The sequence below is a fragment of the Hoeflea sp. TYP-13 genome, from assembly GCF_040932035.1.
Classification (GTDB): Bacteria; Pseudomonadota; Alphaproteobacteria; order Rhizobiales; family Rhizobiaceae; genus Hoeflea_A.
This window is the reverse complement of sequence record NZ_JBFRBB010000006.1, coordinates 96,806-120,582: the sequence shown is the minus strand read 5'-3', so window position 1 is coordinate 120,582 and position 23,777 is coordinate 96,806. Positions and strand designations below refer to the sequence as shown.

The 23,777-nt window shown below is 57.2% G+C and carries 22 protein-coding genes and 1 pseudogene; 13 read left to right on the top strand and 10 right to left on the bottom strand.

All coding sequences use genetic code 11. The annotated features are described in order from the left end of the window. Positions 1-28: 28 nt before the first annotated feature. The 6 genes and pseudogenes from ABVT35_RS26230 (at position 29) to ABVT35_RS26205 (ending at position 6,148) form a co-directional block, all read left to right on the top strand. Positions 29-1,069, top strand: coding sequence for a class I SAM-dependent methyltransferase (locus ABVT35_RS26230; RefSeq protein WP_368470636.1), 1,041 nt, complete (start codon positions 29-31; stop codon positions 1,067-1,069). Between the two features lie 97 nt (positions 1,070-1,166). Continuing rightward, positions 1,167-1,985, top strand: a complete 819-nt coding sequence (gene pgeF, locus ABVT35_RS26225) for a peptidoglycan editing factor PgeF (protein WP_368470575.1) — start codon at positions 1,167-1,169, stop codon at positions 1,983-1,985. Continuing rightward, positions 1,969-3,120, top strand: a complete 1,152-nt coding sequence (locus ABVT35_RS26220; RefSeq protein WP_368470574.1) for a M24 family metallopeptidase — start codon at positions 1,969-1,971, stop codon at positions 3,118-3,120. The genes pgeF and ABVT35_RS26220 overlap by 17 nt, the downstream gene beginning before the upstream one ends. 311 nt (positions 3,121-3,431) lie before the next feature. After that, positions 3,432-3,794: pseudogene (locus ABVT35_RS26215) on the top strand (hypothetical protein); the annotation flags it as partial. A gap of 188 nt (positions 3,795-3,982) precedes the next feature. Further along, complete coding sequence (locus ABVT35_RS26210; protein WP_368470573.1) at positions 3,983-4,915, top strand: ribose-phosphate pyrophosphokinase; 933 nt, start codon at positions 3,983-3,985, stop codon at positions 4,913-4,915. 138 nt (positions 4,916-5,053) lie between these two features. Then, complete coding sequence (locus tag ABVT35_RS26205; RefSeq protein ID WP_368470572.1) at positions 5,054-6,148, top strand: hypothetical protein; 1,095 nt, start codon at positions 5,054-5,056, stop codon at positions 6,146-6,148. A 47-nt stretch (positions 6,149-6,195) separates the two neighbouring features. Here the strand turns inward: ABVT35_RS26205 and ABVT35_RS26200 are convergent, their stop codons facing one another. Further along, positions 6,196-6,777, bottom strand: coding sequence for a TetR/AcrR family transcriptional regulator (locus ABVT35_RS26200; protein WP_368470571.1), 582 nt, complete (start codon positions 6,775-6,777; stop codon positions 6,196-6,198). A 237-nt stretch (positions 6,778-7,014) separates the two neighbouring features. On the opposite strand from ABVT35_RS26200, the gene ABVT35_RS26195 reads away from it, so the two are divergent. The 6 genes from ABVT35_RS26195 to ABVT35_RS26170 all read left to right on the top strand — a co-directional run bounded on the left by ABVT35_RS26195 (position 7,015) and on the right by ABVT35_RS26170 (position 11,442). Next, positions 7,015-7,494 carry a YHS domain-containing (seleno)protein gene (locus ABVT35_RS26195; RefSeq protein WP_368470570.1) on the top strand — a complete coding sequence of 160 codons (480 nt, stop codon included), beginning with the start codon at positions 7,015-7,017 and terminating at the stop codon, positions 7,492-7,494. Positions 7,495-7,751: 257 nt separating this feature from the next. Next, positions 7,752-8,432, top strand: a complete 681-nt coding sequence (locus ABVT35_RS26190; protein ID WP_368470569.1) for a 50S ribosomal protein L25/general stress protein Ctc — start codon at positions 7,752-7,754, stop codon at positions 8,430-8,432. 27 nt (positions 8,433-8,459) lie between these two features. Next, on the top strand, positions 8,460-9,173 hold the full coding sequence (gene pth, locus ABVT35_RS26185; protein ID WP_368470568.1) for an aminoacyl-tRNA hydrolase: 714 nt from the start codon (positions 8,460-8,462) through the stop codon (positions 9,171-9,173). A 4-nt stretch (positions 9,174-9,177) separates the two neighbouring features. After that, the gene (ychF, locus tag ABVT35_RS26180) at positions 9,178-10,281 is read left to right on the top strand and encodes a redox-regulated ATPase YchF (RefSeq protein WP_368470567.1); all 1,104 of its coding nucleotides are present in this window, start codon (positions 9,178-9,180) and stop codon (positions 10,279-10,281) included. A gap of 214 nt (positions 10,282-10,495) precedes the next feature. Further along, positions 10,496-10,978 carry a MaoC family dehydratase gene (locus tag ABVT35_RS26175; RefSeq protein ID WP_368470565.1) on the top strand — a complete coding sequence of 161 codons (483 nt, stop codon included), beginning with the start codon at positions 10,496-10,498 and terminating at the stop codon, positions 10,976-10,978. Then, a complete protein-coding gene (locus tag ABVT35_RS26170) occupies positions 10,975-11,442 on the top strand; it encodes a MaoC family dehydratase (protein ID WP_368470564.1) in 468 nt (155 codons plus the stop codon). Before ABVT35_RS26175 ends, ABVT35_RS26170 begins: the two co-directional genes overlap by 4 nt. Positions 11,443-11,514: 72 nt before the next feature. Here the strand turns inward: ABVT35_RS26170 and ABVT35_RS26165 are convergent, their stop codons facing one another. The 8 genes from ABVT35_RS26165 to ABVT35_RS26130 all read right to left on the bottom strand — a co-directional run bounded on the left by ABVT35_RS26165 (position 11,515) and on the right by ABVT35_RS26130 (position 22,430). After that, complete coding sequence (locus ABVT35_RS26165; RefSeq protein ID WP_368470563.1) at positions 11,515-12,531, bottom strand: hypothetical protein; 1,017 nt, start codon at positions 12,529-12,531, stop codon at positions 11,515-11,517. Between the two features lie 58 nt (positions 12,532-12,589). Further along, entirely contained in the window at positions 12,590-13,135 is a 546-nt protein-coding gene (locus tag ABVT35_RS26160; RefSeq protein WP_368470562.1) for an adenine phosphoribosyltransferase, read from the bottom strand. Between the two features lie 91 nt (positions 13,136-13,226). Next, positions 13,227-14,063 carry a cytochrome c1 gene (locus ABVT35_RS26155; RefSeq protein WP_368470561.1) on the bottom strand — a complete coding sequence of 279 codons (837 nt, stop codon included), beginning with the start codon at positions 14,061-14,063 and terminating at the stop codon, positions 13,227-13,229. A 26-nt stretch (positions 14,064-14,089) separates the two neighbouring features. Further along, the gene (locus ABVT35_RS26150; RefSeq protein ID WP_368470560.1) at positions 14,090-15,385 is read right to left on the bottom strand and encodes a cytochrome bc complex cytochrome b subunit; all 1,296 of its coding nucleotides are present in this window, start codon (positions 15,383-15,385) and stop codon (positions 14,090-14,092) included. Between the two features lie 14 nt (positions 15,386-15,399). After that, positions 15,400-15,966, bottom strand: a complete 567-nt coding sequence (petA, locus tag ABVT35_RS26145) for a ubiquinol-cytochrome c reductase iron-sulfur subunit (RefSeq protein ID WP_368470559.1) — start codon at positions 15,964-15,966, stop codon at positions 15,400-15,402. A gap of 175 nt (positions 15,967-16,141) precedes the next feature. Continuing rightward, entirely contained in the window at positions 16,142-18,013 is a 1,872-nt protein-coding gene (locus tag ABVT35_RS26140; RefSeq protein WP_368470558.1) for an ABC transporter ATP-binding protein, read from the bottom strand. A 40-nt stretch (positions 18,014-18,053) separates the two neighbouring features. Further along, positions 18,054-20,369 (bottom strand): mechanosensitive ion channel family protein, encoded by a 2,316-nt coding sequence (locus ABVT35_RS26135; protein ID WP_368470557.1) that lies wholly within the window; start codon positions 20,367-20,369, stop codon positions 18,054-18,056. Between the two features lie 201 nt (positions 20,370-20,570). Beyond that, positions 20,571-22,430: an ABC transporter ATP-binding protein gene (locus ABVT35_RS26130; protein WP_368470556.1), complete on the bottom strand. Its 1,860-nt coding sequence runs from the start codon at positions 22,428-22,430 to the stop codon at positions 20,571-20,573. A gap of 472 nt (positions 22,431-22,902) precedes the next feature. Here ABVT35_RS26130 and ABVT35_RS26125 point away from each other — a divergent pair, with 472 nt between their 5' ends. Then, on the top strand, positions 22,903-23,367 hold the full coding sequence (locus ABVT35_RS26125; protein WP_368470555.1) for a tRNA (cytidine(34)-2'-O)-methyltransferase: 465 nt from the start codon (positions 22,903-22,905) through the stop codon (positions 23,365-23,367). 6 nt (positions 23,368-23,373) lie between these two features. Here the strand turns inward: ABVT35_RS26125 and ABVT35_RS26120 are convergent, their stop codons facing one another. Beyond that, positions 23,374-23,634, bottom strand: a complete 261-nt coding sequence (locus ABVT35_RS26120) for a hypothetical protein (protein ID WP_368470554.1) — start codon at positions 23,632-23,634, stop codon at positions 23,374-23,376. Positions 23,635-23,777 lie beyond the last annotated feature (143 nt).

The window sequence follows — 23,777 nt, the reverse complement described above, 5'->3', positions numbered from 1 at the left end:
CCGCCGGCTGATCGAAGTCAACGGTCCAATGAGCGTCTCGGACTACTTTGCTCTTTGTCTCGGTGATCCCGAACATGGCTACTACAAAACACGTGAGCCCTTCGGGGTCGCAGGTGACTTCACCACCGCGCCGGAAATCAGCCAGCTCTTCGGGGAAATCATCGGAATATTCCTGGTACTGGCCTGGCAATCGCACGGCAAGCCGGCGCCGGTACGTCTGATCGAAATCGGCCCGGGCCGCGGCACGCTCATGGCCGATATCCAAAGGGTCGTCTCCAGCCTCGCCCCGGACCTGGCGAGAACCGCCACCGCACATCTTGTCGAGACCAGCGAACACCTCAGCGCCATTCAAAAGAAGACCCTTGGCGGCCCAGCCATCGCAACCAGCTGGCACACGCATGTCGATGACGTTCCCGCCGGTTTCACACTGCTCGTCAGCAACGAGCTGTTCGACGCCATACCGATCCGTCAATTCGTCATGACTGACGAGGGATTGCGCGAACGGGTCATCGCCATCGGGGAAGGCAACAAACTGGCATTCCAGGCCGGCACGGCAACAATTGATGCACCCAAATGGGCAAAAAAGGCGAAATCCGGTGACATCCTAGAAATGGCGCCGGCCCGCGAGGCGCTCATGGCCCGCATCGCAGAGCGCATCGTGAATAATGGAGGTATTGCCCTGACGATCGATTACGGCCACACCAGAAGCGCTCTTGGCGACACGTTGCAGGCGGTCAGCAGACACCGTTTTGCCGATGTCCTTGCAAATCCCGGCGAGTGCGACCTGACGAGCCATGTGGATTTTGAGGCGCTGGGCGCGGCCGCACACGCCGAAGGCGCGCACATTTGGCCGGTGATGGGTCAGGGCGAATTTTTGCTGGCGCTCGGACTGCTGGAGCGCGCGGGAACCCTTGGCGCCAACAAATCCGTGGAAACACAACAATTGATCCGCCAATCGGTTGAACGGCTGGCAGGCGATGGCGATAACCAGATGGGTAACCTTTTCAAGGTGTTGTGTATTGCAGGCAGCCCGGCGTCAATTGCACCCTTTGCCACTGGCAATGGGTAAATCGCGCCAACTGACTGTAAAGCATTCAAATCCAGTGATTGACAGACACGTTCACTTTGATCACCATCCCGCCGGATGACAAGCTGAGAGGCCAGCCATGCTCGATCTGGGGCGACCTGAACCGATCACCAGCCATCTACTGGACGAAAGCTGTGCTGGAACAGCGATCCGACACGGATTTTTCACCCGCCAGGGGGGCGTGTCGGAAGGAATTTACAAGGGTCTCAATGTCGGCCTCGGATCGCAGGACGTCCGGGGACACGTCACCGAAAACCGCTCACGCATCTGCAACTGGTTCGAACTGCCCACCGACAATCTCGCAACGCCCCATCAAGTCCATTCGGCTGATGTTTTCGTGGTCGATGAAGCCTATGACGGCGAACGGCCGAAGGCTGACGCTGTAGTCTCAGCCACTCCCGGCATAATCGTAGGCGTCCTGACGGCTGATTGCGGCCCGGTGCTTCTCGCAGACCCTCAAGCCGGCGTTGTCGCCGCGGCGCACGCCGGATGGCGCGGTGCGCTTGATGGCATCATCGAAAACACCATTTGCACCATGGAACGCTTTGGCGCAGATCGGGGAAGGATAGCGGCCTGTCTCGGCCCATCGATCAGTGGCGAAAACTACGAGGTCGGTCCCGAATTTGTCGATCGGTTTGTCGAAAAAGACCAACGGCATGCGACCTATTTCATTCCGTCTACGCGCGAGAACCACAGGCTTTTTAACCTGCAGAACTATATACTCGACCGGCTTGTCGAATCCGGCGTAACCGCGCACTATTCCGGTCACTGCACCTATGCGGACGAGACGCGGTTTTATTCCTACAGACGCACTACGCACCGTAATGAGCCCGACTACGGGCGGCAGATTTCAGCAATAAGCATTGTCGATGGAGGTTATCGTGGCTCAGCACTTTGACAGGGAAGAATATAACTGGCGAATGCGCCGCCTTCTCGACGCGATGCAGGACAACGAGCTCGACGCAATGCTCCTGTTTGCGCAGGAGAGCATGTACTGGCTTACCGGATACGACACGTTCGGCTTTTGCTTCTTCCAGACACTGGTGGTCAAATCCGACGGTTCGATGAATCTTCTGACCCGCTCGGCCGACCTTCGTCAGGCCCGCCATACGTCCATCATCGAAAACATTTCCATCTGGACCGACCGCGCCAATGCGGATCCGACGATGGAGCTGAAAAACCTGTTGAATGATCTTGATCTGCTGGGCTGCAAGATCGGCGTCGAATACGATACCCATGGCCTGACGGGATCCAACTGCCGCAAGCTGGACGATCAGCTTCAGTCATTTGGTGATCTGATCGATGCATCCGCCCTCGTCTCCCGTCTCAGGCTGATCAAGAGCCCTGCCGAAATCGACCTGATCAAGACCGCGGCCGGGCTTGCCGACGCGGCCCTCGATGCCGCCCTTCCGCTCATCAAGCCAGGCGGCAATGAAGCCGATATCCTTGCAGCCATGCAGGGCGCGGTGTTTTCAGGCGGCGGCGACTACCCCGGAAATGAGTTCATTATCGGCTCGGGGGCCGATGCGCTGCTTTGCCGCTACAAGTCCGGCAGGCGCACTTTGGAGGAAAACGATCAACTGACACTGGAATGGGCAGGTGTCTTTGGACACTACCATGTTGCCATGATGCGTACGGTTGTCATTGGAAAGCCGACGGAGCGGCATCTGGAACTTTATGATGTCTGCCGCGAAGCACTTGAGGAAATCGAACAGGTGCTGCGGCCCGGCCATAATTTCGGCGATGTCTTCGCTACCCATGCGAAAGTCATGGAAGACCGGGGGCTGACCCGGCACCGGCTGAATGCCTGCGGCTATTCCCTCGGTGCAAGGTTCACACCTAGCTGGATGGAGCGTGAAATGTTCTATTCAGGCAATGAACAAAACATTAGAGCGGATATGTCATTGTTTGTGCATATGATTATTATGGATTCTGAATCCAATACGGCCATGACGCTCGGACATACCTATCTGACCACCGAAGATGAGCCGGCGCCGCTATCGGCCCATAATCTCGATCTGATCGTCAGATAGGCACGCATATCAGGAGACGGTAAAGCTTGCGTACGAAGCCTGTTGTTACGATTCTGGTTACCGTTTTGGTGTTGTCACTTGCCGGCTGCAACGCTGGCAGGGTTGTGGACACGTCCTGGCTTCGACCGAGCAGAGATATTCCGACAACGACCGAAACGACGCCGGTTAATCCCGACGATCCGGGCGCTCCGGTAGAACAGATCGCATCTGATCAGCCGGCAATCCCTTCGGGACAGGTGACCAGCAGCGCACCGGCCAACAATACGCCCGCGCCAACGACCACTGCAGCCCTGCCCACACCGCGCAGCCAGGGCACGATCAGCTTCACCCCGGTAATTGGCGCCCCGGTCAACGCCGTTCGACCTCTCTCACGGCAGTTGGGCTCCGAGGCGCGCGCCCGTGGCCTCGTTATCCTCAATTCAGGCAACGGTACCAGTGATCATATTCTCAAGGGCTATTTTTCAGCCTTTGCAGACGGCGATAAAACAACCGTCGCATTCGTCTGGGATGTCCTCGACAGCAGCGGCAACAGGTTGCATCGCATCCGGGGCCAGGAGGTTGCCCAGGGCACTGCTGCCGATCCCTGGGACGTTGTCCAGGCGGCAACGATGGAAGCCATCGCCGCGCGCACGATCGCCGACTATGTGAGCTGGAACGCGCAATCGGGCGGCTAGAGCATTTCTTGTTTATGCGGGATCATTTGAACCGATCTTGCTCTAATCTCTACCGCGGGCCCTCGAATTACGGATAAATACCCGGTTCCTTTGGAATAAAGTCTATTATTGCGCTGTAGGCACTTGCATTCGTGCACAAGCCCGCTAAAACGCCGCCCATCAGGGATACCAAGACAGGCAGCGCCGCCATGAAGCTTTTTTCGGGCAATTCAAACCGGGTCCTGGCAGAGTCTATCTGCAACTACCTCAACATTCCCCTCGGCAGTGCAACGGTCCGGCGTTTCGCCGATCAGGAGATCTTCGTCGAGATCAAGGAGAATGTTCGCGGTGAGGACGTGTTCATCATTCAGTCGACTGCCTATCCGGCTAACGACCATTTGATGGAACTTCTGATCATGACGGATGCCGCCCGGCGCGCTTCTGCGCGACGCATCACCGCGGTCCTTCCATATTTCGGCTATGCGCGCCAGGACCGCAAGCCCGGGCCGCGCACACCGATCTCTGCAAAACTGGTTGCCAACCTCATCACTGAAGCAGGTGCCAACAGGGTTTTGACGCTTGATCTTCATGCCGGTCAGATCCAGGGCTTTTTCGATATCCCGACCGACAATCTTTTCGCTGTGCCGATTCTTGCCCGCGACATCAAGGAAAACTACGACGTTTCCAATGTCATGGTGGTCTCGCCCGATACCGGCGGTGTTGTCCGCGCCAGGGCTCTTGCAAAGCGACTGGACTCACTGTTGGCAATCGTCGACAAACGGCGCGACAGGCCGGGCGAATCGGAAGTGATGAACGTCATCGGAGAGGTCAATGGCAAGGACTGCATCCTGATCGACGATATTGTCGATTCCGGTGGCACGCTGTGCAACGCGGCAGAAGCGCTTCTGGAGAACGGCGCAACCAGCGTCACGGCCTATATCACACACGGGGTGCTTTCCGGCGGCGCCGTGGCAAGGGTAACCGCCTCGAAGCTGAAAGAACTTGTGATCACCGATTCGATCCAGCCGACGACCGCCGTACAGAACGCCCACAACATTCGCGTCATCACGACGTCCAATCTGATCGGCGAAGCGATCACGCGCACGGCCTCCGAAGAATCCGTTTCAAGCCTGTTCGACTGATTTTCTGCCGAATCAGGACGATTGCCGCACCCGGTGACCGGCGCGTCTGTTTTGGCAGCGTTTACCATAAACCCCAAATATGGCTGGCGGTTTTGCGAATTTTCGCAACAATCCAGCTGTTTGTTGGGATCGGGGACAATGGTAAACAACACTCTCAATCCGCAAGCTGTCGCCGCTTGGAGTGCACTTGCATTTGGTGTGGCAGCAACCGCATTCGCGCTGTTGGTGAACACCACGATTGTCGGTATGCGTCCGCTTGAAAAGCTGGCCCCCGACTGGACACCGGCAAACTACAGCTTGCCTGAAACTGCGGTCATCGCAATTTCGGCTGCAGCCGGATTGATCCTCTCAATTTTTGTTCAAAACGCCAGCTCTAAACCTGTCGCAGTCTCCCATCGGGATTTGCAATGGGCCGCGGTGGTGGGGCTCGCAAATATCGGTTTTCTTGTATCCGGCGCAGTTCTGACCATGTCAAACGCACCGTTGTTTCGTGCTCTGATCAGTGAAACAGGCGGCGTGGCTATTGCCCAGGCCATCCTGATAGCGCTGGCCGTTGTCGTATTTATCCGCCTTGCGCTTAAGCGCGTGTCCGCAAACATCCAGCCGGTTCTTGGTATTCCCTTCCGGGTTGTTGCCGGAGCTTGTGCGCTTGTGTTGTTCGTTCTCCTGATGGAAGAGATTTCCTACGGCCAGCACTATATCGGTTGGCAAACTCCCGAAACTTTTTCCGGCAATGTTCAGAATGAAACGAACCTCCATAATTTCTACACGTATCGTTTCGAGCTCATCTACTATTCCGGTGCCACCATTGCGTTTTGCCTGCTTCCCATCTGGGCGAACAGCTCAAATTTTTCTTGGGTCAGCAAAAACAGACACGTAATACCTCCGGCTATTTTCGCCGCCGCCGCCATGCCCCTGACTGCATTCCTGTTTGAGAGTTGGAGCATCGTGCCGCTGCAGGTCTATTTCTTTCTCGGCCTGGCGCTGTCATGGTCGCTTTTCAGGCGAATGAAAGGGCCGGAAAGACTTCTGCCGGTGGCCGTTCTCGCAGCCATGATCGCTTGTCAGTTCATATACGTGTTCCAGGGGCACCGGCTTGTGGCCGGTCATGAAATCTCGGAGATGCGTGAACTGTCCATCGCCTGGATGATCTTTGTTTATGCGGTTTGGCTGAACTGGCGTTGCCGGACGGCAGCTACCGAAAACCAGCCGGTGCAACACGGCGGTGCCTAGTTGGCGGCTCGGCGGGTAGCCCTAAATCACGAACCGGTTCTGTATTCTCAGGCAATCTCGCAGTCGAGCAGTTCGCCGAGAAGGTTTTTCCAGTCGGCGTCCTTGTCTCCTGTCTTGCTCATCGCCTGCGCGCCCAGATAAAGGCGGGTGATGATTGCAGCCTTGCGGTGGCGCGACGCCGTATCGTCGTGTTTCAGATCATCGATATCGCCAAGGGCATCGTAAATAGCAGCATCCAGTCGGCTCGACATAGCCGCTGTTTTTGCCGCCACGGTTCGGTCATGCGGTCCGAGCTCCACCATCGCATTGCATACGAAACAACCGCGTGGAGCGACGCCTTCTCCGCATCCGGTCTGCTCGAAAAGCTGCACGATACGCGCAGCCCCGTCCCCACGGGACCGGTCGCCAAGCAGCCTCACTGCCGCTCCGATGCAGTTGCGATCATAATGGTCAAGTGCCGCAAGATAGGCCGAGTGTTTGTCGCCGAACGCCTTGTAGAACGAGCCGCGTGATAGACCCATGGCGCTCAACAACTCCGGCAGGTTTGTAGCCGCATAGCCAAGCCGCCAGAAAATCTGCATCGCGCCGTCTACGGCTGCGTCCATATCGAATTCGCGTGGTCTGGCCATATTTCTCGGTTCCGATTCAAAAACGCACACTGGGCGTCTCTGTAAGTCATAGAAGCGCAGCTCCAAATTTCAATCAAGTTACGCTCACATTCATTTGTTTTGTACCAATTGGTTCCTAATTATACAACCCAATCATACCGGGTGCCTGGCGCGGGCATCCGGTCCCGGAGCAGGACGCGGTTGGGCCCGGCAGCTTCCTGCTCCACCCTTGCTGAACCTTAAAATGAGGAATTTGAAATGCTAAAAGCTGTATGGACAACTCTCGCAGGCGTCGCCGTTTCCGCTGTTCTTTTTGCCAACGCATTTGCCGCTGGCGTTGACGTCAACGCCACCAGCACCGGCCTTGCGCTTCGCGGATATGATCCCGTTGCCTATTTCACAAAAGGTGCTCCGACACCGGGCGACTTCCAGATCACCGCTGACTACAAAGGCGCGACCTACCGTTTCGAAAACGAAGAAAACAAGGCCCTCTTTGTTGCAAATCCGGAAGCCTACGCACCGGCCTATGGCGGCTATTGCGCCTTTGGAACAGCCATGGGCTTCAAGTTCGACGGCGATCCGGAACTTTGGCGTATCGTTGACAACAAGCTCTATCTGAACCTTGCCCCCGGCATTCAGAAGCGCTGGGAAGCCGACCGTGCGAACCTGATTGTCGCCGCCGACACCAACTGGGACACCATCGAAGACAAAACGCCTGAAGAACTGCAGGCACAGTAACCCCCAAAGGACCTTTCGACACGAGGTCTTCCCGGGCGGATTTTCATCCGCCCGGGTTTCTTTTTGGCACTGGCGGCAATACCCATGATCAAATACGCCATAGTGCTTGCATAGCGCCGGACCCTCGGTTATATAGCGCGCGTCCGCGTAGACACCCTTGGAGGCAACGCGGATGGGGCGGCCAGTGGCCGCTCGATGTTTTTACGGGCCATAGATCCCGAAAGACACTCCATATATGAACCTCGAAAGGACAAGCCATGAGCAATAGCTATGAGCTTAAAGCCGAGGCGCGCGAACGGGTTGGTAAGGGGTCCGCCCGCGAACTTCGCCGCAGCGGAATGATTCCAGCCGTAATCTACGGCGACAAGCAGCCCCCTCTTTCCATCGCTCTTCCCTACAAGGAAGTGACGATGAAGATCCACGCCGGTGGTTTCATGACGACGATCGCAACGATCGACGTCGACGGCAAGAAGGTCCGCGTTCTGCCGAAGGACTATCAGTTGGACCCTGTCCGTGACTTCACCATGCATGTGGATTTCCTGCGCGTTTCAAAGAACACCCAGGTTACCGTTGACGTTCCGGTTCACTTCATCAACGAAGAAGAGTCACCCGGCATCAAGCGCGGCGGCGTTCTCAACGTCGTTCGTCACACTGTCGAAGTCAACTGTCCTGCAGATAGCATCCCGGAATCGTTTATTGCGGATCTGACGGGTCTGGATCTGGGCGATGGCATTCACATCTCGGGCATCACGCTGCCGGAAGAAGTCGAACTGACCATCACCGACCGCGACTTCACCATTGCGACGATCGCCGCACCGGCCGGTCTGAAGAGCGAAGAGGAAGAAGCGGAAGAAGCCGCCGAAGAAGGGGTCGATGCAGAAGGTGCAGAGGCCGAAGGCGAAGAAGGTGCAACGGAAGAAGGCGAAAGCGAAGAATAATCGCTTTGCCCAACGGAGACCGGAGCAATGCTGCTTGTCGCAGGCCTTGGCAATCCCGGACCCCGCTATGCAAACCAGCGCCACAATATAGGCTTTATGGCGGCGGACGCGATTGCCCGCCGCCATTCCTTTTCCAGCTGGTCGAAAAAGTTCAAGGGCGAAATCGCCGAGGGACATCTGGCCGGCGAAAAGGTCCTTCTGATCAAACCGCAAACCTTCATGAACCTTTCAGGCGACGCCGTCGGTGAAGCCATGCGCTTCTATAAGCTTTCGCCGGCAGATCTGATCGTCATCTATGACGAACTCGACCTGCAGCCCGGCAAGGCGCGTATCAAGACGGGTGGCGGTCACGGTGGCCATAACGGCATCAAGTCCATCGACGCCCACTGCGGCAAGGACTACCGGCGTCTGCGCCTCGGCATCGGCCATCCCGGCGTCAAGGAACGCGTCAACAATCACGTTCTTGGGGATTTCGCCAAATCCGACCGCGACTGGGTCGAGCCCTTGCTGGAGGCGGTCGGGGAAAACTTCGCCTTGATGGTATCGGGTGATGACTCCAGCTTTTTGAACAAGCTCGCCCTTGCCGTCGGCAATGGCGCACATGGCGATCAGGAACCGAAAAAGAAATCGGCCAAGGGCCAGTCGCATATCCGCGCTGCGCGCTCAGCAAAGCCTGCAGCAGCCCCCACCAAAGGACCGATGGCGGACATGCTGAAAAAGCTCTTCGGAAACAAGGATTAGAATAATGGGTTTCAAATGCGGCATTGTCGGCCTGCCCAATGTGGGCAAGTCAACCCTGTTCAACGCTCTGACGAAAACAGCCGCTGCGCAGGCGGCCAACTATCCGTTCTGCACCATTGAACCCAACACCGGTGAGGTGGGCGTTCCTGACAGCCGCCTGCAGCGCATCGCTGAAATCGCAGGCTCGAAGGAGATCATTCCAACGCGCATATCCTTTGTCGATATTGCCGGGCTGGTGCGGGGCGCGTCCAAGGGCGAAGGTCTCGGCAACCAGTTCCTCGCCAATATCCGCGAAGTGGACGCCATCGTTCATGTACTGCGCTGCTTCGAGGATGACGACATTACCCATGTGGAAGGCAAGATCGATCCCGTCGCCGACGCCGACACGATCGAAACCGAGCTGATGCTTGCCGACCTTGAGAGCCTGGAGCGCCGCACAGAGCAAATGCGCAAACGTGCAACAGGCCGTGAAAAGGAAGCGATCCTCATTTTGCCGATGATGGAAAAAGCGCTTGAACTGCTCCAGAACGGCAAACCGGCTCGTCTCCTGCTAGACGGCATTGCAGCCGAGGACCTGCGTCTCCTGCAATCGCTCAACCTTCTGACCTCCAAGCCGGTTCTTTATGTTTGCAATGTCGATGAAACCGATGCGGCTAACGGCAACGAACAAACCGAGGCGGTGGCCAAGATGGCGGCCGCGCAAAACGCCGAATATGTGGTCATATCAGCGGAGATCGAATCCCAGCTTGCACAGCTCGATACCGATGAAGCGGTCGAATTCCTCGCGGAACTGGGATTGGACGAGCCCGGCCTCGACAAGCTGATTCACGCCGGATACGCGCTGCTCGACCTCATCACCTATTTCACCGCCGGCCCGAAGGAAACCCGCGCATGGACCGTCAAGCGCGGCTCCAAGGCGCCGCAGGCGGCAGGCGTCATCCATACTGATTTCGAGCGCGGCTTCATCCGCGCCCAGACGATTGCCTATGACGACTATGTCTCGCTTGGTGGTGAAGTAGCGGCAAGAGACGCCGGAAAGGCCCGCGACGAAGGCAAGGAATACGTCGTCCAGGACGGCGACGTGCTGCTGTTCAAGTTCAACACCTGATCATCAAACTGCCGGAATTGCCACAACTGCAACCGTGGTGCAGTGGGGCGCCATGAATACACAGACCCATGTGCTGCTGGCCGCCGCTCTGCTCGCCAGACCGGACCGACCGGCCCGCAACACGGCGGTCATTTTCGGCGTGATTGCAGATATTTAAGCCCGGTAGAGAAAATCCACATTGATCGCCGGAGGCTATCGCGGCATAAGAGCCGCCATGAGCACACAGGCAGTTGCATTGAAAAAATACGCCCTTGAGGACTTTACTCCCGGACGTGAGTTCGAGCTTGGACCCTATCCGGTCAGCGCCGACGAGATCATCGAATTTGCCAGCGAATTCGATCCCCAGCCCATGCATCTGGACGAAGAGGCGGGCAAGGCGAGCATTCTTGGCGGGCTTTCGGCCTCCGGCTGGCACATATGCGCCATGATGATGCGCATGCTCATCGACGGCTACATATTGGATTCCACCTCACAAGGAGCGCCGGGCGTCGAATACTGCAACTGGAAGCGTCCCGTGCTTGCCGGCGACACCCTGCACGGCAAATCGACCGTTCTTTCTTCCAGATCGCTGAAATCCCGGCCGGGGATCGGTGCGGTCGAATTCAGTCATGAGCTTTTCAATCAGCGCGGTGAACTTGTCTGTACATCTGCAAATACCGGTTTTTTCGCGTCCAGGGACAAGGGGGAACGCAAATGAGCGCCCTGGACATGTTTGAGATCGGAAAGCGTGTGGAGATCGGCAGCCACACCTTTACCGCAGATGCTATTGTCGCCTACGCACAAAAATACGATCCGCAGCCCTTCCACGTGGACGAAGAAGCAGCCCGTAATTCCATGTTCGGCGGTCTGTGCGCCTCCGGCTGGCATACGACCGCCGTGTGGATGAAAAAGAACCTGGAATACGGCGAGATGAGAGACGCCGAACTCAAGGCGCAGGGAAAGACGCCTCCCGTCATGGGACCCTCGCCCGGACTGTCAAATCTGAAATGGCTCAGGCCGGTTTACGCCAACGATACGATCCGGTTTTTCAACACCGTCACGTCAGCACGCCAGCGCCAGAACAATCCCGAATGGGGGATCGTCGAGCTGTTTTCCGAAGGCTACAACCAGAACGGCGACAAGGTCGTCGAATTTGACAATGCGGTGCTGGTGAGAATGTAGCGTCCGTTGAGACCGGCTTGGTCTTGTGTTGAGGCCGGGATCTGCTGATCGCCCCGTGCAAATCCGTTGCCTCTACACCAGCCTTGCCACTCTCAGCACCAGCAGTGCCAGTGATGTGAGCATCGAAACTGCTGCGCTGACCAGGTGCCAGAGAATGTCGGCGAGATGCAGGAGCCCCTTCCCCGCGATCTTGAATACCGCAACGGTTTTGTCCGCATAGGCCGTGGAGACGCGGCGCAGCTTCGTCAGATCCTTCGTATCATCTGCGATTTCAAACGCCATGGCACCAGCCCTCGCGCCACCCTTGCCGACTATTACTCCCGCATCGGCCGCAATGGCAGCCAGTTTCGCCGCCTCGTCCTGCCGGATGACGGATTTCAGGCCGGTGCGCAGGTCGGCGGCCGATGTCATCTTTTGCAGATCGAGCGCCGCCAGAGCGTTGCGATCGAACAACCGGCCCGTAATGCGCGTCAATTGCCGCAGCATCGGCCCGCTCATGCGGCCTGCTTTGTAGGTCGCCTTGATGACCGAAATTCCGGCATCGATTACCGCCGAACCGCCCATTGTCACCAGCGCACCGCCGCTGGTCAGCAATCCGATCGCCGACAGGCCGAGAATGATGCGATCATAGTCCTCGCCGCGTGCATAGTTCGCACCCTGCACCGCGATGTCGCGGATATCGCCAATAACGAGGAAATCCGAAACAACCGTGCCTGCGATCTCCTCGCCGCTTCCCTGGCTGCCGGTGACGAAACCACGGGCGAACTTGCCGCCAGTGGCGATCGTGCGCCGCAATGGGGTTGCCTCTGCAGCAGAAACAAGCTCGACCGGTACAGCGTGTCCATATTTTTCGGCCAGCGCCACCAGGCTTTCGGCGGTCGCATAATTGCCCTGGTCGATCTCTTCCTCGATCGCCTGGACATAGGCCGCTTCATCGGCAGTCTTCAACCGGTATTCTGCAATCAGCACCGGATCAAACAGCCCGAACAGCACCGTGAAGGCATAACCGACCTTGCCGGCCCACAATACTGTCGCCGCAGCGGAAATGGCAAAGACGACCCAAATGAGCCGGCGGATTGTTCTTCTCATGGAACCCGTGAAACCAGACAGCTGCGTCAAGATTCGGGCAGTTTTGCTGTATTGACGCCTAGTCGCCTTCGAATTCGACCAGCGTGCGCACCGTCACGCCAAGATCTTCCAGCTTTTTTCGCCCGCCGAGATCAGGCAGGTCGATGACAAAACAGGCGGCAACGATTTCGGCACCCATTTTCTGAAGCAGTTTCACCGCGCCTTCGGCGGTTCCCCCGGTTGCAATCAGATCGTCGACGAGAATGACCTTTTCACCCGGCGAAATCGCATCCTTGTGCATCTCCATTTCGTCGACGCCATATTCAAGGCTGTAGGCGATCCGAACAGTGTCGTAAGGCAGCTTTCCCTTCTTGCGGATCGGCACAAATCCGGCGGAAAGCTGGTGCGCGATGGCGCCGCCCAGGATAAAGCCGCGGGCCTCGATACCGGCGATCTGATCGATCTTGGTCCCCGCATAGGGATGCACAAGTTCATCGACGGATCGGCGGAAAGCCTGCGGATTGCCAAGCAGCGTTGTGATGTCGCGAAACAGGATTCCGGGCTTCGGATAGTCCGGAATTGTGCGAATGGAATTCAGCAATGTTTCTTTGAGCGTTCGATCCATACCCAAATCCCCTTCGATACAGGCCTCAGTCGGACATGCAAAAGGCGGCTCGTGGCCGCCTTACGCATTTCTATTGGATATTCGCCTCAGGTCAATGCTCTACGCGCGACCAGACGGCTTTCTTGCTCAGATAAAGCAGGCAGGCGAAAATCAGCATGAAGATGATCACCTTGAAACCGAGCGACTTGCGGTTTTCCAGTTTCGGCTCCGCGGCCCACATCAGAAAAGCCGACACGTCCTTGGAATACTGGTCAACCGTCTCGGGCGCACCGTCGTCATAGGTCACCAGCTCATCGGAAAGCGGCGGGGCCATTGCCAGCGACAGGCCGTTGAGGAAATACGGATTGTAGTAGGTGCCTTCGGTGACTTCCACATCATGCGGGGCGTCCTCATACCCGGTCATCAGCGAGTAGATGTAGTCCGGCCCGCCTTCCGCATACATCGTGAAGATATCGAAAACGAACTGAGGAAATCCCCGTGTTGCCGCGCGAGCCTTGGCAATCAGCGAAAAGTCGGGAGGAGCAGCACCGTTGTTGGCATAGGCCGCAGCTTCGACATTCGGAAACGGTTTGGGAAAATAGTCGGCCAGGATTGCCGGCCTGTCGAACATTTCCCCTTCTTCGTTGGGGCCATCCGTGACTTCATATTCGGCCGCCAGCGCCTTTACCTGATCTTCGGAGTATCCCAGATCAATAAAGTTGCGGAATGCAACGCGCTCCAGCGAGTGACAGGCGGCGCAGACTTCGACATAGACCTTCAGACCACGCTGCAACTGACCTTTGTCGTAGAGACCGAACGGGCCGGCAAAGGACCATTTCTGCTCCTTCGGCGCCTTGTAATGCTCACTGTCTCCTGCCGCAAATGCAGCGGCAGTGCCGAGACCAGCAACCATGACAAGCGACAGAAGTGTCGAGACGAGTTTTTTCATCTTTCTTGTTCCTTTCTGACGCCCGGTTAACCGCGGTCTTCCGGTGCGGCCGTCGCCGCCTCGGGTTTGCCGCCGCCATGCTTGTCAAGCACTGCCTCGGTTATCGAGTTGGGTACCTGTCTCGGTCGCTCCACAAGGCCGAGAATCGGCAGTATGGGGAAGAAGAAGGCAAAGTAGTAAAGCGTCCCGAACTGCGCCATCACAACATAGGTACCTTCGGCCGGTTTGGAGCCCAGCCAGCCAAGGAAAATGCAGTCGGCGACGAACAGCCAGAAGAACAGCTTGTACCAAGGCCGGTAAACCGCCGAACGTACCTTGGACGTATCGAGCCACGGTAGCAGGAACAGCACGAGGATCGATGCGAACATGGCAAGCACGCCGCCAAGCTTGGAGTCGATCGGGCCGATATTGAAGGTGATTGCACGCAGGATCGCGTAGAACGGCAGATAGTACCATTCGGGAACGATATGCGCAGGTGTTACCAACGGGTTGGCCTCGACATAGTTGTCGGGGTGGCCGAGATAGTTCGGCAGGTAAAAGAGGAAATAGGCGTAGACAGCCAGGAAGACCACCGTTGCAAACGCATCCTTGATGGTCGCGAACGGCGTGAACGGCACCGTATCGGTCTTGGATTTGACCTCGACACCGGTCGGGTTGGTCTGGCCGGTCACATGCAGCGCCCATACGTGCAGGGCGACAACGCCCGCAATCATGAACGGCAGAAGATAGTGCAGCGAGAAGAACCGGTTCAGTGTCGGATTGTCCACCGCAAAGCCACCGAGCAGGAGCTGCTGGATCGGCTCGCCTATGAGAGGGAATGCCGTGAAGAAGCCGGTGATCACCGTGGCGCCCCAGAATGACATCTGTCCCCAGGGCAGAACATAGCCCATGAAGCCGGTTGCCATCATCAGGAGGTAGATGATCACGCCGAGGATCCAAAGGATCTCGCGCGGCGCCTTGTAGGAGCCGTAATACATGCCGCGGAACATGTGGATGTAAACGGCAATGAAGAAGAAGGACGCACCGTTGGAGTGCATGTAGCGCAGCAGCCAGCCGGAGTTGACGTCGCGCATGATGTTTTCAACGGATGTAAAGGCGCCACCTACCGAGGCCACGTAGTGCATGGCCAGAACGATACCGGTCAGGAGCTGCACGACGAGCATCATCGAAAGAATGGCGCCGAATGTATATGTGTAGTTCAGATTGCGCGGAGTCGGATAGGCAACAAAGGAGTCATACACCATCCGGGGCAGCGGCAGGCGTGAATCGACCCATTTGCCGAAACCGCTCGTCGGTTCATATGTTGAATGTCCACCACTCATCGGTAAGTCCCCTATTATCCGATCTTGATTCTTGTGTCGGAGATGAATTCGAACGGCGGTATCGCCAGATTCTCCGGCGCCGGGCCGCTACGGATACGGCCGGCGGTGTCGTAGTGCGAACCGTGGCAGGGGCAGAACCAGCCGCCGTAGTCGCCGGCCTGTCCAAGCGGCACACAGCCAAGATGGGTGCAGGAGCCGACCATGACGATCCAGTTTTCCTTGTCTTCACCGGCGGAGCGGTCAACGTCGAGGGCGGGTGCATCGGGCGCCAGATTGGCGTTGCGCGCTGCCGGATCCTTCAGGTCCTCGAGCGGAACCGCACTGGCTTCATCGATTTCCTTCTGGGTACGGTTACGGATGAAGACCGGCTTGCCGCGCCATTTGACAGTGATCGACATGCCCTCTTCGACCGAAGATATATCGACTTCAATGGTTGAAAGGGCAAGCGTCGTTGCGTCGGGCCGCATCTGGTCGATGAATGGCCAGGCGACAGCGCCAGCTCCAACGACACCGGCCATGCCGGTTGTCAGATAGAGGAAATCGCGGCGTGTCGGCTCGGCAGTTGTATCGTGTTCACTCACGGTTTTAACCATCCTCTGCGCATACTCATTGGCAAGGGAACGGTCTGCCGCACCATCCTGTCACCCCTCAGATACGGCAGAGTCCCCATAATTGGCCGGGTTCTAGGCTGCTTCTTAGAATATGTCCAGCCTGCATCACCGCCCAGAGGCACATTGCCGCAAGTTTTTGGCGATATCAGCGCTCCGCGGCCATTGAGCTGTTGATAAAACCGCCTGACTGACGTGCCCAAAGCCTGGCGTAAAGGCCGTTGAATTTCAGCAGTTCTTCGTGGCTTCCGTCCTCCACGATCCGCCCCCCATGCATCACCACAAGGCGGTCCATGCGGGCAATGGTCGAAAGCCGGTGGGCAATTGCAATCACCGTCTTGCCGTTCATCAGTTTTGTCAGATTTTCCTGGATAGCCGCCTCGATTTCAGAATCAAGAGCAGAGGTCGCCTCGTCGAGCACCAGTATTGGCGCGTCTTTGAGCATGACACGGGCGATGGCAATACGCTGACGCTGGCCGCCGGAGAGCTTGACGCCCCGCTCGCCGACATGGGCTTCGAAGCCCTCGCGTCCGTTCCGGTCCTTCAGCCCCTGAATAAACGGCAAGGCCTCCGCCTGTCGGGCCGCACGGATCAGATCGGCCTCCTCTGCCTCGGGTCGCCCGAGCATGATGTTTTCGCGCACGGAGCGATGCATGAGGGATGTGTCTTGCGTCACCACACTGATGTGGGCCCGCAGGGAATTTTGCGTCACCCTGGATATATCTTGCTCATCGATGGTGATGCGTCCTGAATCGAGATCGAAAAACCGCAGCAGCAGATTGACAAGCGTTGACTTGCCTGCACCGGACAGCCCGACAAGCCCGACTTTCTGGCCGGGTTCGACGGTCAGCGACACATCGTCGATCACGGCGCTCCGACCACCGTACCGGAAGCTGACGGCCTCGAAACGGATACGGCTTCTGGTGATGCGAAGCTCACGGGCATCTGGCCGGTCCTGCAGCAGGATCGGCTTGTTGAGCATGTCCATCGAATTCTGGATGGTGCCGAAATTGCGCATCAGCCCATTGAGCTGCGTCATCATGCGGCCAAGCAGCAGGCTGAGGCGCAGCACCAGGGAAAGAGTGAAGGCCACCGCACCGACGCTGATCTGCCCCCTCAGCCACAAATCAATGGAAAAATAGCCGATGGCGACAATCATGATCCCCGAAAGGGCCGCAAGCGAAACCCGCACCCCCGTGAGATTGCGGGTAAAGGGGATGACGGCGCCGAGGAACTGGTCGAATCCCTGTTTGATATAGCGGTCGTTTTCGTCCTCGCGTCCAAACAGCTTCAGCGTCTGGATATTCGAATAGCTGTCGACGAGCCGGCCATTGATCATCGATGCCGCTTCTGCTGTCATTTTTGACATGTGCCTGATGCGCGGCACGAAATGACGGGCGATCGCAGCAAAGGCGGCAATCCACACGGCAACGACCGCTGCAAGCCGCCAGTCAAGCTGGGCGACAAGCACAAGTGTGGTGACGGCATAGATCGCGATGAACCAGACGACCTGCAGCAACGAGGTCATGAAATCGCCAATGGCCTGCCCCGATTGCCACACCTTGGCAACAACCCGCCCGGCAAAATCGTCCTGGAAAAATGAAAGGCTCTGGCGCGCGATATGCGAATAGGCCTGCCAGCGCACCAGATTGAAGAACCCTGGAACGACGGTCTGCTCCTCGACGAGCGTGACAAGCGGCGCAACCATCAGCCGTCCGACAAGAACGACCAGCAGCATGAAAAGCAGCTCCGGTCCGTGCTGATCGATCAGCCCCTGCCAGCCTGCACCTGCATCGGAACTTTCCAGAAGATCGACCAGCCGGCCGACAAAGTAGAAAAGCGCCACCTCCAGGAACGCCACCGCACCACCGAGCACCAGCATGGCAATGAAAGGCCATTTCGCCTGCCGCACGAATTGCCACAAAAATCCCGCCGCACCGCTTGTGGACTCGGATATGCTCTGCGTGGCAAACGGGTTTATCCAGCCTTCAAACAGTCTGAATAGGCGGTCAATAATCATAGGCGGAACATAGGTTTGGGTTATTCAGACGGCAACGGTGTCAGCCTGATTTACCGCCTGCCCCCTCTTCAAGCAGTTGCTGTTCGATCGCTGCCTGGGATGCTGCTGCAGCGGCCTGGGACGTATCGCCGTTTTCAGCGCCCTCTTCTGCCTCCGGCATCTTCACCCGCACCTCGCGCCGCGCAAACTCGATGCCGTTTTCGGCAAATATCTTCTGCACACGGGCATAGACGTCCTTGCGGATCATCCATTGCTTGCCGGGCTTCGCCATGAATTTTCCGCGCACCACAATTCCGACATCGTTGACGTCGTAAACGCCCTGCGACTTGAAGGTCTGGATGATATCCTCGGCGTAAGGAGCCTCCATGATATCCTTGCCGATCTGCTTGAACAGCTTCTTGACCTTGTTGACATCCGTATCAAACGGCACCGTGAATTTCAGCTTGACGATCACCCAGTCGCGGGAATTGTTCGTCACTTTCGGTATCTCGCCATAGGGGATCGTGTGCACCGGTCCCTGATGGTGGCGCAGTTGCAGCGAGCGGACCGATATTTTTTCGACGGTTCCCACCGTGCCGTCGATTTCCAGGTATTCGCCGACACGAAAGGCGTCGTCCACAAGGAAGAACAAGCCGGACATGATGTCCTTAACCAGTGTCTGCGCGCCGAAACCGATGGCAAGTCCGACAATACCCGCGCCGGCCACAAGCGGCGTGATGTCGACGCCCATATGACCGAGCGCGATCAGTACGGTGATGGTGATGATTGAAACCTGGGCGGCCATCTTGACCAGCGGCAGCACCGTCGACAACCGCGTGCCGCCGACGCCGCCGCCCTCGCCGCCGCCCGGTTCTTCGGACTCCAGATCAAGGCCGGCGGCGGTCTGTTCGTCCGCCAGCTTGCGGTTAAGCCACAGTGAAACAAGTTCCCACACCAGATATCCGGCAGCCAGGATGAACAAAATCTCGAACATGGATGCGGCAATGCGGGCACCCAGACCGGCACTGGCAAGATTGGAGAAGTCGATGTCCCAGACCTCCGCAATCACCATTATTGTCACAACAGTGACGAGCGCCCGGCCGATACGGACATAGCTGCGTTTGGTCGACCGATAGGCCACTTCGGCAAGCGCGCCCTCACCGCGCATCGGCGGAACCAGGTGTTTGACGAGAGCACGCACCATGGTGTCGATCACCGGCGCAATCAGCAAAATTATAACAGTGATATAGCCTTCGCCGTCATCCACCAGGTCGATGCGCCCCTGGGCAACGATCATCTCGAAAACCAGCCAGGTCGCAAAGATCGCGGCGATGGCAATCCACGGATAGGCTTTCGCCATGAGCCGTTCGAGCAGCGTCGCGTCGTCGCCGGCCCCGATGAGAATGGAGGTCAGTCCGTCGCGGGCACGATAAAGGATATAAAAAAGCCAGGTCAGCGACGCTATGGACAGCCAAAATCCGATTTTCGATTCAGCATAGGAAATGCCGTGCATGTTCTGAAATTCAATGACCACATTGGAAAACCCAATGAGAATGACCAGACCAAGCTGTTGGTTAAAAATAAACCGGGCCGTCCAGTCATCCGTATGAACAAGGCGCAGGCTTGGGCGGCTGGGCGCAAACAAGAACCGCGTAATGGCAATGGAAATACGCGGGAGCACGACGAGATTGACCATAAGCAGAGGCATGATCGGCCGGTCGTTCACCGGCACGAGAATCTCGATGAAAATGCGGGTAACGACAAAGAAAGCAAAAAGGCCGCCAAGTTCCAGAACCAGTCTCTTGCCAAGGATTTCGAGCGTCTCCCTCAGGTTTTCGGGTGCCTTTGTGTTCTCGATCTGCTCACGCCATTTTCGTGCAAATCGGGTGACAATGAGTTCCACAGCCAGCCCGATGATGATGGCGACGCCCATCATCGCGAACATCCAAAGCACTCCCCCAATGCCGCGTGGTTCCACGAATTCGGTAATCGAATGCTTCAAACCCGAAAAAACCTGGGGCAGGCCCAAGGCTGAATTCTTGAACGAAACACCGACGGAAACAAACAGGTTGATAATATAATCAAGCGGGTCTGCGTCGGCGTCCTGCTCCGTCGCGTCCTGCCTGGCAACGGCATCCAGACGCTGGAGCAGCAATTGACGTACCTGCTCGTCGCTCAAGGTGGAGACAAGGTGGCGAATTGTTTCCGGGGTGAGGTCTTCCGGCAGTGTGACCGCACCCGTGCCGGCGCTTTCCTCTTCCGCTCCCCCGGTCACACTCGTAAGTCCGGCCTGCGCAAGGGACTGCACGGTTCCGACGCTTATGACGACGGCGATTGCCAACAGGAAAGGCCTGAAAACAAATAAAGCTGATTTCATAGTGTACTTACGGCAGTCGTACCGCCTGCTCCAATCATAGTTCCCCCGGGAGCAAACATACCGATAATCGAGGCACCGGCAAACAGCAGGCGCATCATTAAGGATTGTACTTGCGATAGGATTATTGCTTGCGCGGATGAAAATGCCCCATCCCGGCTTCAATTTCCGGGATAGGACGCTTCTAAAGGCTGCTTGCTGCTTCTACTCGGCAGCAGCGCTGTCTTCACCAGCCGGTTCGACATCGATGAAGCCGCCCGACTGGCGTGACCACAGATCGGCGTAAAGCCCTTCCGAACCGACCAGTTCGGCATGGGTGCCCATCTGGACGATATTGCCCGCTTCAAGCACGATCAGCCGGTCAAGTTCAGCTATGGTCGACAGCCGGTGCGCAATTGCGATCACCGTCTTGCCTTCCATCAGCGCAAACAGGTTTTCCTGTATCGCTGCCTCGACTTCCGAATCGAGCGCCGAGGTTGCTTCGTCAAGCACCAGGATCGGTGCATCCTTGAGGAACACCCTGGCAATGGCGATACGCTGGCGCTGTCCGCCGGAGAGCTTCACGCCGCGCTCACCGACATGGGCATCCAGACCCTTGCGCCCTTTCAGGTCGGCAAGATCCTGGATGAACTCCCAGGCATTGGCACGCTTGGCCGCCATGATGATATCGTCGTCGGTGGCGTCCGGTTTGCCATAGCCGATATTGTCCCGGATGGACCGGTGCAACAGCGACGTATCCTGGGTCACGACCCCGATATGCGCCCTCAGACTGTCCTGGGTGACGTCCGCAATATCCTGATCGTCAATCAGGATGCGCCCGGCCTCCAGGTCATAGAACCGCAACAGCACGTTTGTCAGCGTCGTCTTGCCGGCACCTGAACGCCCGACAAGGCCGATCTTTTCACCAGGCTCGATCGTCAGCGACAGATCGTTGATGACACCGCCATCCTTTCCATAGTGGAAACGGATATGCTCGAAGTCGATCTTGCCCCTGCGTGCATGCAACTGCTTTGCCGCCGTCGCATCGGTCACAATGTGCGGTTTCGACAGCATCGACATGCCATCGATCACCACGCCGACATTTTCAAACAATGCCGAAACTTCCCACATGATCCAGTGCGACATGGACGATATTCGCAACGCCAGCGCTATCGATGCCGCAATGGCACCCACCGATACCGAATCGGCCAGCCAGAGATTGATCGACAGTGCACCGATGGCAAAGAGCAGCAGTGCGTTGTTGAAATAGACAATGCCGTGAAACAGCGTCACCAGCCGCATCTGCCGATGCACCGTGTCGAGGAACTCCGACATTGCCGAACGCGCATAGGTCTCCTCCCTTCCCGCGTGGGAAAAGAGTTTGACCGTTGCAATGTTCGTGTAGCTGTCGACCACACGGCCGGTCATCATCGAGCGGGCATCTGCCTGCTGGCGCGAGATACGTTTCATTCGCGGCACGAAATAGACGATCATGCCTATGTAGACCGCGATCCAGATTAGCAGCGGTGCTGCCAGCCGCAGGTCCGCGGCCGCCACCATGACAAGCATGGTGATGAAAAACACGACGACGTAGACCAGAACGTCGAGGACCTTCATCACCGCTTCGCGCACGGCAAGCGATGTCTGCATGACACGTGTTGCAACACGGCCGGCAAATTCGTCGGCAAAGAACGACAGGCTCTGGCGCAGCAGATAGCGGTGCATCTGCCAGCGCCCGATCATCGGGTAGTTTCCGAGAAGTGTCTGGTGCGTCAGCAGCGACTGCACCCACACGATCAGCGGCAGGACCACAAGAACCAGTACGCTCATCCAGATGAGCCGCGTGCCTTCCTTTGCCAGGAACTCGTCGCGTGATGATTCTGACAGCCAGTTGACGATGTCGCCGAGGAAGCTGAACAGGAACACCTCCCCGATCGCGATCAGCGCAGTCAGGACAGACATGACCGCCAGCCAGGGCGCAGCCTCTTTCGAATAGTGCCAACAGAATGCAAGCATCTGCTGCGGCGGCCTTCCCGAAGGCGGCTGCGGATAGGGATTCAAGCGTTTTTCAAACCAGCCAAACATAATTCAGCCTCTGTAATGCCTGGGCAATGGACGTTCTGCGCAATGGACCGTTGATAGCCAGTCCGCAAAACCTGAATGTAGATATGGCGCAATCGATAGGATTGACGAGTTGCCATTGCCCGATGGAAAAAGACCCGAACGAACGCGTCCAGACGCGTAGGTTGCCAAGGGTCAGCGATATTCCGGGAAAGGGATTGCGATCAAATCATGACATGATGCAATCGGACCAAGAATCTGCCGCCGCGCTGCGTGGCGCAAGTGGCCGGAGATGTCGAATTGTTACTATCAAAGTGACCCCTCCCTTGCTTGAAATTGGTCCAGACGCAAATGTGTATAACGATTCGAAAACAATTTCCACCTCGGGAACGACGAAATCGTACCCGTCTGATATCAAGCACAGGTTGTGTTGCGCAATGGCCACGCCTTCCTCGCGTGGTTTGTTTTTCATAAACCGTGCACTAATACGGAACCCATGCAGACCGATTTGAGAATTGCCCTTTATCAGCCGGACATTCCGGGCAACACCGGCACCATATTGCGTATGGCCGCTTGCCTCGGGCTTACGGTGGATGTGATAGAACCCGCCGGCTTCGACATGTCGGACCGGGCGCTGCGGCGTGCCGGAATGGATTATGCGGATCAGGCGGCGCTGATGCGGCACCGCAGCTGGTCGTATTTCGAAGATTGGAGACGGAAGCAAAACCGCCGCCTAATACTCGCTTCCACGAAGGCTGAGCAATCCTATCGGCAGTTCGCATTCAAACTAAACGATATTTTGCTTTTCGGCCGTGAGAGCGCCGGAGTCCCCGACGATGTTCACGCCACGGCTGACGCGAGACTGCTCATCCCGATGGTTGAGGGCCGGCGCTCTCTCAATCTGGCTGTATCGGCTGCGCTTGTTACCGGCGAAGCGATTCGCCAGATCGAACAGGCTTGATGCGCGTCAGTCGGCGCTTGGCAGACGGCGCATGGTAAATTCGATCTCGTCATCGGGAAGCTGCCGCCAGCTTTCAACCTCGGTCCAGTAGGCCGCTTTCGGCCACGCGCGGAACCATTCCTGCGCTTTGGCACGGGCCGCACCACGCGGCAGACGAAAGGTTTCGCGAACAAATGAATCGCCCTTGGCCGAACCCTTTTTCATCCGGCTTTTGCGGATGTGACGGCGCAGCCCTTCCATAGGCGGAACTGTAGGAACTCGCTTCATTATCAGTACCCTAAGGAAGGATAATAGGCCTGAAATCACCGAATGGCGAGTCTGCAGTGATGGAACAATCACATTGCGACACTAAGTGTGTAATTTAGCGTGATCAGTCTATGGCATCCGGTCAATTTCGCTGTTATGGAGGA

Coding starts and splice junctions, on each gene's coding strand:
- ABVT35_RS26195 (WP_368470570.1), top strand. CDS start 7,015: ATGCTAAAAGCTGTATGGACAACTCTCGCAGGCGTCGCCGTTTCCGCT.
- ABVT35_RS26175 (WP_368470565.1), top strand. CDS start 10,496: ATGAGCACACAGGCAGTTGCATTGAAAAAATACGCCCTTGAGGACTTT.
- ABVT35_RS26190 (WP_368470569.1), top strand. CDS start 7,752: ATGAGCAATAGCTATGAGCTTAAAGCCGAGGCGCGCGAACGGGTTGGT.
- ABVT35_RS26205 (WP_368470572.1), top strand. CDS start 5,054: ATGGTAAACAACACTCTCAATCCGCAAGCTGTCGCCGCTTGGAGTGCA.
- ABVT35_RS26170 (WP_368470564.1), top strand. CDS start 10,975: ATGAGCGCCCTGGACATGTTTGAGATCGGAAAGCGTGTGGAGATCGGC.
- ABVT35_RS26210 (WP_368470573.1), top strand. CDS start 3,983: ATGAAGCTTTTTTCGGGCAATTCAAACCGGGTCCTGGCAGAGTCTATC.
- ABVT35_RS26165 (WP_368470563.1), bottom strand. CDS start 12,531: ATGAGAAGAACAATCCGCCGGCTCATTTGGGTCGTCTTTGCCATTTCC.
- ABVT35_RS26130 (WP_368470556.1), bottom strand. CDS start 22,430: ATGTTTGGCTGGTTTGAAAAACGCTTGAATCCCTATCCGCAGCCGCCT.
- ABVT35_RS26125 (WP_368470555.1), top strand. CDS start 22,903: ATGCAGACCGATTTGAGAATTGCCCTTTATCAGCCGGACATTCCGGGC.
- ABVT35_RS26230 (WP_368470636.1), top strand. CDS start 29: ATGAGCGTCTCGGACTACTTTGCTCTTTGTCTCGGTGATCCCGAACAT.
- pth (WP_368470568.1), top strand. CDS start 8,460: ATGCTGCTTGTCGCAGGCCTTGGCAATCCCGGACCCCGCTATGCAAAC.
- ABVT35_RS26150 (WP_368470560.1), bottom strand. CDS start 15,385: ATGAGTGGTGGACATTCAACATATGAACCGACGAGCGGTTTCGGCAAA.
- pgeF (WP_368470575.1), top strand. CDS start 1,167: ATGCTCGATCTGGGGCGACCTGAACCGATCACCAGCCATCTACTGGAC.
- ABVT35_RS26135 (WP_368470557.1), bottom strand. CDS start 20,369: ATGAAATCAGCTTTATTTGTTTTCAGGCCTTTCCTGTTGGCAATCGCC.
- ychF (WP_368470567.1), top strand. CDS start 9,178: ATGGGTTTCAAATGCGGCATTGTCGGCCTGCCCAATGTGGGCAAGTCA.
- ABVT35_RS26160 (WP_368470562.1), bottom strand. CDS start 13,135: ATGGATCGAACGCTCAAAGAAACATTGCTGAATTCCATTCGCACAATT.
- ABVT35_RS26120 (WP_368470554.1), bottom strand. CDS start 23,634: ATGAAGCGAGTTCCTACAGTTCCGCCTATGGAAGGGCTGCGCCGTCAC.
- ABVT35_RS26200 (WP_368470571.1), bottom strand. CDS start 6,777: ATGGCCAGACCACGCGAATTCGATATGGACGCAGCCGTAGACGGCGCG.
- ABVT35_RS26155 (WP_368470561.1), bottom strand. CDS start 14,063: ATGAAAAAACTCGTCTCGACACTTCTGTCGCTTGTCATGGTTGCTGGT.
- ABVT35_RS26140 (WP_368470558.1), bottom strand. CDS start 18,013: ATGATTATTGACCGCCTATTCAGACTGTTTGAAGGCTGGATAAACCCG.